Source organism: Gammaproteobacteria bacterium (genome assembly GCA_022450155.1).
Lineage (GTDB): Bacteria > Pseudomonadota > Gammaproteobacteria > Arenicellales > UBA868 > REDSEA-S09-B13.
In genome coordinates, this window is sequence record JAKUQR010000008.1 from 134,470 (window position 1) to 142,282 (window position 7,813).

The 7,813-nt window shown below is 54.2% G+C and carries 8 protein-coding genes; 7 read left to right on the top strand and 1 reads right to left on the bottom strand.

The features are described 5' to 3' along the window. The first annotated feature begins 8 nt into the window (after positions 1–8). From MK323_06635 to MK323_06655, 5 genes are all read left to right on the top strand, one after another. Entirely contained in the window at positions 9–1,133 is a 1,125-nt protein-coding gene (locus MK323_06635) for an alpha-hydroxy-acid oxidizing protein (protein MCH2481835.1), read from the top strand. A 72-nt stretch (positions 1,134–1,205) separates the two neighbouring features. Then, positions 1,206–2,927, top strand: coding sequence for a thiamine pyrophosphate-binding protein (locus tag MK323_06640; protein ID MCH2481836.1), 1,722 nt, complete (start codon positions 1,206–1,208; stop codon positions 2,925–2,927). A 59-nt stretch (positions 2,928–2,986) separates the two neighbouring features. Next, positions 2,987–3,343 (top strand): hydroxyisourate hydrolase, encoded by a 357-nt coding sequence (locus tag MK323_06645; protein ID MCH2481837.1) that lies wholly within the window; start codon positions 2,987–2,989, stop codon positions 3,341–3,343. 16 nt (positions 3,344–3,359) lie between these two features. Continuing rightward, a complete protein-coding gene (locus MK323_06650; GenBank protein ID MCH2481838.1) occupies positions 3,360–4,472 on the top strand; it encodes a dimethylsulfoniopropionate demethylase in 1,113 nt (370 codons plus the stop codon). Positions 4,473–4,597: 125 nt separating this feature from the next. Beyond that, a complete protein-coding gene (locus MK323_06655) occupies positions 4,598–5,518 on the top strand; it encodes a 2-dehydropantoate 2-reductase (GenBank protein ID MCH2481839.1) in 921 nt (306 codons plus the stop codon). Between the two features lie 35 nt (positions 5,519–5,553). On the opposite strand, the gene MK323_06660 is transcribed toward MK323_06655, so the two are convergent. Continuing rightward, positions 5,554–6,348 (bottom strand): Sir2 family NAD-dependent protein deacetylase, encoded by a 795-nt coding sequence (locus MK323_06660; protein MCH2481840.1) that lies wholly within the window; start codon positions 6,346–6,348, stop codon positions 5,554–5,556. A gap of 168 nt (positions 6,349–6,516) precedes the next feature. Between MK323_06660 and MK323_06665 the strand changes: the two genes are divergently transcribed. Beyond that, positions 6,517–7,434, top strand: a complete 918-nt coding sequence (locus MK323_06665) for an alpha-L-glutamate ligase (protein MCH2481841.1) — start codon at positions 6,517–6,519, stop codon at positions 7,432–7,434. A 64-nt stretch (positions 7,435–7,498) separates the two neighbouring features. Next, positions 7,499–7,813: glutamine amidotransferase (locus tag MK323_06670; protein MCH2481842.1), on the top strand; the 315-nt coding region annotated here is incomplete at its 3' end.

Sequence of the window (7,813 nt, forward strand, 5' to 3'; positions counted from 1 at the left end):
GGAAACAAATGCCTAGAAAATACTATTGCGTAGATGATTTTCGCCTTGCTGCACAACAGCGCATGCCAAGAGTCATTTTTGACTATGTAGACGGGGCTGCAGGATTCGAGACATCGAGTCGTCTGAACCGTGAGGTTATCGAGCAGGTTCGCCTGCTGCCACGCGTTCTTGTCGATATCCGGCAACGGGAACTGGCAAAAACATTTTTGGGTCGAACCTGGCCGCTGCCCTTTGGGATAGCTCCCATGGGCATGTGTGACTTGACCTGGCCAAATACTGATATCGCGCTTGCGGCAGCGGCTGCGGATCATGACATACCGGTGTGTTTGTCCACCTTTGGCTCAAGCAGCATAGAGGACATAGGAAAAAGAGCTTCTGGAAACGGATGGTTCCAGTTGTATGTGGGGCCGTCTATTGATGATGCGATGGGTCTTGTCCAGCGTGCAGAGGATGCCGGCTACGAGTATTTGTTGCTGACCGTTGATGTGCCGGTTGTGTCTGCCCGCCTGCGTGAACAGCGCCAGGGGTTTGAGAGACCTTTTCGAATGCGACCGAGACAGTTTTTAGATTTCGCGGTTCATCCGCAATGGGTGCTTCACACGCTCGTCAATGGTGTACCGAAGCCGGCCAATGTCGTGCCTACTGGTAACGAGGGTAATAAATCCACATTCACCCGAAACAAGATCCGTGGCCACATAGATTGGCAGTTCCTGGACCGGTTGCGCGAACGGTGGGCGGGAAAGCTGATTCTAAAGGGGGTGTTATCAGCGGATGATGCTGTCAGGATTCGGGATGCAGGTGCTGATGCTGTCTATGTCTCAAATCATGGCGGCCGACAGCTCGATGCTGCACCAGCGGCGATCGATGTGTTGCCTGCGATCAGACAGGCCGTGGGTGCTGATTACCCGTTGATATTCGACAGCGGAATACGCAGCGGTGAGGGCATCGTTAAAGCATTGGCTCTAGGGGCGGATTTTGTCATGCTCGGACGACCGTTCCTTTACGCGTCGGGTGCTGACGGGCAGCGCGGTGTGTACCGTCTTGTCGAGTTACTGAAAAACGACCTGCTTCTGGTGCTGGCTCAGATCGGTTGTATAGATGTTTCCCAAATCGACCACAATGTTTTGGCATAAATCGGGTGCCGTAGACCCGGCATGCATCGAACCGGTTAGTCCGAATAGGTTGAATCATTTGGAGAGGTCAAGATGAAGGTACGAGGCGGGATGCTCCTTGCCCGCGCTTTGCGCGAGAAAGGCATCACACAGGTATTCACCCTGAGTGGCGGATTCTGTAACCCTGCCCTGGAAGGTCTGATGGAGTGTGATATACCGGTGATCAATACACCCCATGAGCAGATCGCCGGGCACTTGGCTGACGCGAACACGCGGATCACGCGCAAGCCGACCGTCTGTCTGGTGGGCCCGGAAGGTTTTGCCAACGCCGTGCCTTCGATGATGGAGGCCTGGGGCGAGCGATCGCCAGTTATCTTCATTACCGGTTCCAGCACCCTCAAGCGCGAAGGCAGCGGAGGGTTCAAAGAGATCGATGATGTTTCTATTGCCGCACCGCTGACCAAATACAGCGCATCAGTCACTGACGGTACCCGGATTCTGGAGTTTGTAGATCGAGCTTACAAGATCGCGCTGAGTGGTTATCCCGGTCCTGTGCACCTGAGCGTCCCAGTGGACATCATGTTCTCCTGGTATGAGGAACAAACCGGCCAGTCAGAACGGCCGTTCAACCGGGCACCACTGCCACCTGCCCGGGCATGGCCGCGCCCGGATGACCTTGAAGTCATCCTACACAAGGTCCGCGCAGCACAGCGGCCGATTTTGATTGGTGGTCACGGCGTCTGGTGGTCAGGAGCTGAGGCAAAGTTGGAAAAAGCGGGTCGGGTACTTGCAGTGCCAGTGTTCAACATTCCTTATCATCAGAAACTGTTGGGTGAAGAAAGCGGGGTTTATATGGGCCTTGCTGATATTCACCAGTACGCGCCCTCCAAAACTGCGCTGGCCGATGCTGATTTGACACTTGTTATCGGCGGTCGACTTGACAACCAGATGAATTTTGGAAATCCACCATTCTTCCCTGAGACGACCGAACTGGTCTGCATCAACGGCTCCCCGGAAGAACTGGAGCTGAACAGAGCGGCAGACCACACCTTGTTATGCGATCCGGGCGCTTTTTTAGATGCGATTTCTGCACTGGCGGAGGACCCGACCTGGAACTCAAGCGGTTCCTGGCTTGAAAAGAATCGTGCACTGCGGGGTGAGTGGGTCGACCAGATGACGACAGAACTGACTCAGTCAGAAGAAGACGATGCCCGGATTCACCCACTGCAGTTGGCACTGGACGTTCAGCAGCCTTTGGGTGCCGACGACTGGTTGGTCATCGATGGCGGGAATACTCATTTCTGGTCAGAGATAGCGGTCAATATGGCCGGCTGGGGTGGTCAGAAACTGGCTGGGATCCTGCATCCGGGTGCATTCAGTATGCTGGGCGTCGGGGTATCTTTTGCGTTGGCTGCCAAGTTAAATCACCCCGCTAGCCAGGTTGTGCTGATCAGTGGCGACGGTGCCTTTCTTTCCGGCGGCTTAAGTGTTGAAGCAGCTTTTCAGGAGAATGCCCCGATTACGGTTGTAATTGACAACAACGGTGGTTTGACCACCATTTCACAGCAGCAGGAAAGATTGTTCGGACACGATTGTCACGTGGCCACAGATTTCCGAGATATTCCATTTCATTCGCTGTTCGAAGGACTCGGCGGTTACGGTGAACTGGTTGAGAACCGCGACGACCTGGGGCCGGCATTAGACAGAGCTTTGGCCAGCGGTAAAACAGCCTGCGTCAATGTGCGGACGAAGGGCGTCATCAGTCCGATTGTGCTGGCGACCACCAGCAAGCGCGACAAGGCATCGATAGAATAGATTCGGAAAGTGTTGCCAGGGTTGGTATCGCTGACAGTACTATCATATAGGACGGGATAATGGCAGTTATATCATCTCATGTATTGGATGCTGTAAAAGGTATCTCGGCTGCTGGGATCCGGGTAGAGTTTTTTCGACTTTCCGACGACTGCTCGGCGCACCGGTTGTTGGAGACATACTCGGACAGTGAGGGGAGAATATCGGAACCCGTTGCTGTCGAGGATGATCCAGCGGGCACTATTTATGAACTGGTGTTTCACACGGGCGACTATTTCCCGGTTGCGGAAATTGCGCAAGGGTCCCATCACAACATACAGTCGGTTGTGGTCAGAATCAGCCTGCCAGACCCCGATGCCCGCTACCATATCCCAGTTGTGCTGTCGCCCCACAGCTATACCGTCTGGTGGTCAGGTTAGTGGGACTTGATTGTCGATGAGTTCACCAGCACTGGCGGTTTCCCGCCGCAACCGTCGCACCCCTTATATGGAACGCATTGAAGCGTTGGGTGTTCAGAGCTATTCGATTGTTAATCACACACTGTTACCTAAGGCCTTCGGGAGAACGGTAGAAGAGGAGTATTGGCACTTACGATCGAGCGTGCAGTTGTGGGATGTATCGTGCCAGCGGCAGGTCGAAGTCCGCGGGCCAGAAGCCGCTCGCTTGGTTCAGATGATGACCCCCCGGGATCTTGGCAGTGCGGTTGTCGGACAGTGCTTATACGCTCCCCTGATTGATGACAAAGCGGGTCTGATTAACGACCCGGTCATACTCAAACGCGCCGAGGACTGGTACTGGTTATCAATTGCCGATTCCGATGTGCTGCTGTGGGTCAAGGGACTCGCATTGGGGCTGGGGATAGATGCCATGGTGGTCGAACCCGATGTGTCTCCGCTTGCAGTTCAAGGGCCGCGGGCCGAAGATCTGGTCGCAGCCGTGTTCGGCGATACGGTTCGGGAGCTTGCCTATTTTCGTTTTGGCTGTTTTGATTTTCTCGATCGTCAACTGGTGGTTGCGCGTTCGGGTTACAGCAGGCAGGGTGGTTTTGAGATCTACCTGGATGACAGCAGCTTGGGCACTGAACTGTGGGATAAGCTGTGGTTGGCGGGCCAAGCATTCAATGTTACCCCCGGCTGCCCGAATCTGATTGAGCGTATTGAAGGCGGTCTGCTGTCATATGGCAACGAGATGACGCGCAGTAATAATCCGCTCGAGATCAATCTGGACCGGTTCTGTAGCCTGGATGGGCGAATTGACTATATCGGCAGGTCTGCCCTCGAAGATATTTCGCGCGATGGTCCTGCACAGCGTATTCGGGGCCTACAGTTTGATGGGGGTCCGTGCCCAGCGTGTGGCTCACCCTGGCCGGTCTACGCATCAGATAGACCCGTTGGCTATGTGACGTCGGCGATCTGGTCACCTCGACTGAAGCGCAATGTTGCGCTGGGCATGGTTCAGAAGGGTTTCTGGGCAACTGGCCAGTCGGTTAGCGTACACAGTACAGATGGTATTGAACGTTTCGGGTCGGTCCAGGCCACACCGATATAAGCGTGCGGTTGCTGAATCGGAACCGTCGACAACTCAGGTTTTGGAGCCGGTTGGATCCTTAAATAAGATCCCTGTAATCTTAGAGGGCTAACAACAGGTATTTCACTGATCGAGGATCTGGACGGATGAAGATAGCAGTAGTCGGTATCGGTGCCATGGGTTCGGTTTATGCGGGTTTGCTGGCCGACGCAGGAAACGAAGTCTGGGCAATCGATGTTTGGCAGGAGCATCTGGACACGATTCGTGAGCAGGGGTTGCGGATCGAAGGTGCGAGCGGCGATCGAACGGTGCACAGCTTGAACGTTGCGGAAAGTCCTGACGCAGCGGGAATTTGCGACCTCATCATTATCGCGACAAAGGCATCCGGGGTCGGTCCCGCTGCAAAAAGTATTGCTCCTATTGTCGGCGACAGCACACTGGTACTGACGATCCAGAATGGTCTGGGGGCCGGCGAACGCATTGCGCAGTATCGTTCAACGGACAATATCCTGTTGGGGGTTGCCGGCGGATTTGGTGCATCCATAAAGGGTCCGGGCCATGTGCACCACAATGGTATGGAACTGATCCGGGTAGGGGAGATGCATGGTGGTCTTACCGATCGTGTTCAGCAGGTTGCTGCCGTCTGGCAGGAGGCAGGGTTTAAGGTCAAGGCCTTTGAAGACATTAACCAGCTGATCTGGGAAAAATTCATCTGTAATGTCACGTTCAGCGCGCCGTGCACAGTATTCGGGCGGACCCTTGGAGAGATTATGAGCGATCCCTTCTCGTGGCAGATCGCGCGAGGCTGTGCTTTCGAGGCATACGACACTGCGCGAGCGAAAGAGATTCAGCTTTCATTCACTGATGCGGAGAAATATGTGCTCGATTTTGGCAGTAAGATGCCGGACGCACGACCATCAATGCTGCTGGATCATCTCGACAGGCGCCCTTCGGAAATCGATGCCATAAACGGCATGGTGCCAGTCGTTGCTGCTGCTGTCGGAACACGAGCTCCCTACAACGAGGTCATTACTGCGATCGTCAAATCCCGGGAATCTGCTTTTTAGCTGTGGTGTGAATAGGTGGCCACAGGATTTGGCTTTCAATGGGCACTGGGTAGGATGCTCGGCAGCAGTTCACTGATCTGACCACGCAGTACGGCATCAGCGATCCCGTCCATGTCGGTGGGACCGCCATTGATGATTATGATCCGGGCGCCAGACTGTTTTGCGATGGGCACCACACTTGCCGCCGGGTAGACTGACAGTGTCGACCCCACAGCCAGCAGCAGGTCGCACTGTTTCGCTGCACTTTCAGATCGGACCACGTCTTCTGGCACCAGGTTCTGACCGAATGAGATGGTGGCCGATTTTAGAATTCCACTGCAGTCCGGGCACGAAGGGTCGTCCTCACCATAACGTAGACGCTCCAGTACAACGTGCATGTCCACGAGGTAAGTACAGGACATGCACCGTACCTTACGGACAGTTCCATGGATCTCGACAACAACATCAGGGCTGTTTCCTGCCAGTTGGTGTAAGCCATCGATATTCTGAGTGATCAGCGTATGGAGTTTACCGAGCTGTTCAAGTCGGGCGAGAGCGTGGTGACCAGCACCTGGCCGGGCCTGCCAAACAGGCGAATCGAGTCGAGCCTGCCACGCCTTTTTGCGGATCGCCGGGTCAGCCAGGTAATGGCGAATGTCCGAGAGTTTCTCAGCATCCGGATCCCTGGTCCAAACTCCTTGGGGGCCGCGAAAATCCGGAATACCCGAATCGGTGGAAATACCGGCGCCTGTCAGCGCGACCACGCGCTCGGCGTCGTTGAGCCATCGCTTTGCGAGTTCGTGAGTTTCTGCGGCCTCGGTCATCGTGTGTCGCTGAACGTAATGGTCCACGGATAAACAGCCGTGGAATTCCAGGATGGTTGAGAATGTGCCAAAGAGTTTAGGAGGCCAAGGTGTTGTAATGCAATGTCAGCTGTTCGTGCACCGTTAAATGTCTGCGATAATGGCATTACTGTTTTCGCTGGTTAACGATCAGAATTAAGGTTGCGAGTCGTATTTATGCTATACATTCTCCACGAGAACGACCAATGGCTTGCGCCATTCCGCGAGACCTTTACTGAAATGGGTCTGCCATTTAGCGAATGGCACATGGCGTCTTTCCTGCCTGATCTGACAGTCGAGCCACCACTGGGCGTTTTTTATGTTCGCATGAGCGCATCTGCGCATACGCGTGGTCACTCAGGTGTACCTGAGCTCACGGCTGGTGTGTTGTGCTGGCTTGAGCGCCACGGGCGGTGTGTCATTAACGGCAGTGCAGCGCTGGATCTTGAGCTCAGTAAAGTGCGGCAATACCAGGCGTTGATGGCGCACGATCTCCCGGTACCACTGACTTATGCGGCACGCAGCCCAGAACAGTTACTTAGCCTAGCCAGGAACATGCCCTGTCCGTTTGTAACCAAGCACAATCGCGCAGGTATGGGGTTGGGCGTTGAGCGGTTCGATGGTTTCGATGCATTTGAAATCCGATTGGATGCCCTGGCCGAAACCCCACCAGTTGATGGTGTTACTCTACTTCAGGTCTATATCGACAGTCCTGAATCTTTTATTACCCGCTGTGAATTCATTGGTGGGAAGTTCGTTTACGCACTTCGTGTTGATACCTCGGACGGTTTTGAACTGTGTCCGGCGGACAACTGTTCCGTGCCCGACCAACACGATTCATCTGAAACGAAAATTCTGCGATTCGAGATTATTACGGACTACGTGGATCCAATTATTCCTCGTTATGAAACCTTTTTACAGGAGCAACAGATCGACATCGCCGGGATCGAGTTCATCACCGACCATGCCGGTTGCAAGTGGACCTATGATGTAAACGTCAATACCAACTACAACGCGGAAGCTGAACTACGGGCAGGTGTAAATGCCCCTGTATGTTTGGCCCAGTACCTGAAGAAAGAACTTGCTCGGTGTTGATCCGGTTTTTAGCTCGACTACACTTCGCCGCTTAGATCGTTTTGGGCCCGGTGTCTTAGGTAACATGGCAAAAGAGATACTTATAATTGTTCATCAGGAAACATCCAATCCTGGTCTGGTTGGCGAAGGGTTGGTTAGCCGGGGATGTACACTGGATAGACGGTGTCCGTGTATTGGTGATGCCCTGCCGGCTGAACTGTCTCGATACGATGGGGTCGTGGTATTCGGTGGGCCACAGAGTGCGAACGATGACCACATTCCAGGTATTCGTGCGGAACTGGATTGGCTGGAGGCGACAGTCCTTCCGACAGAAATTCCGGTACTGGGGATCTGTCTGGGTGCACAGCAAATAGCACGCGTTATGGGTGCAAGGGTTGGG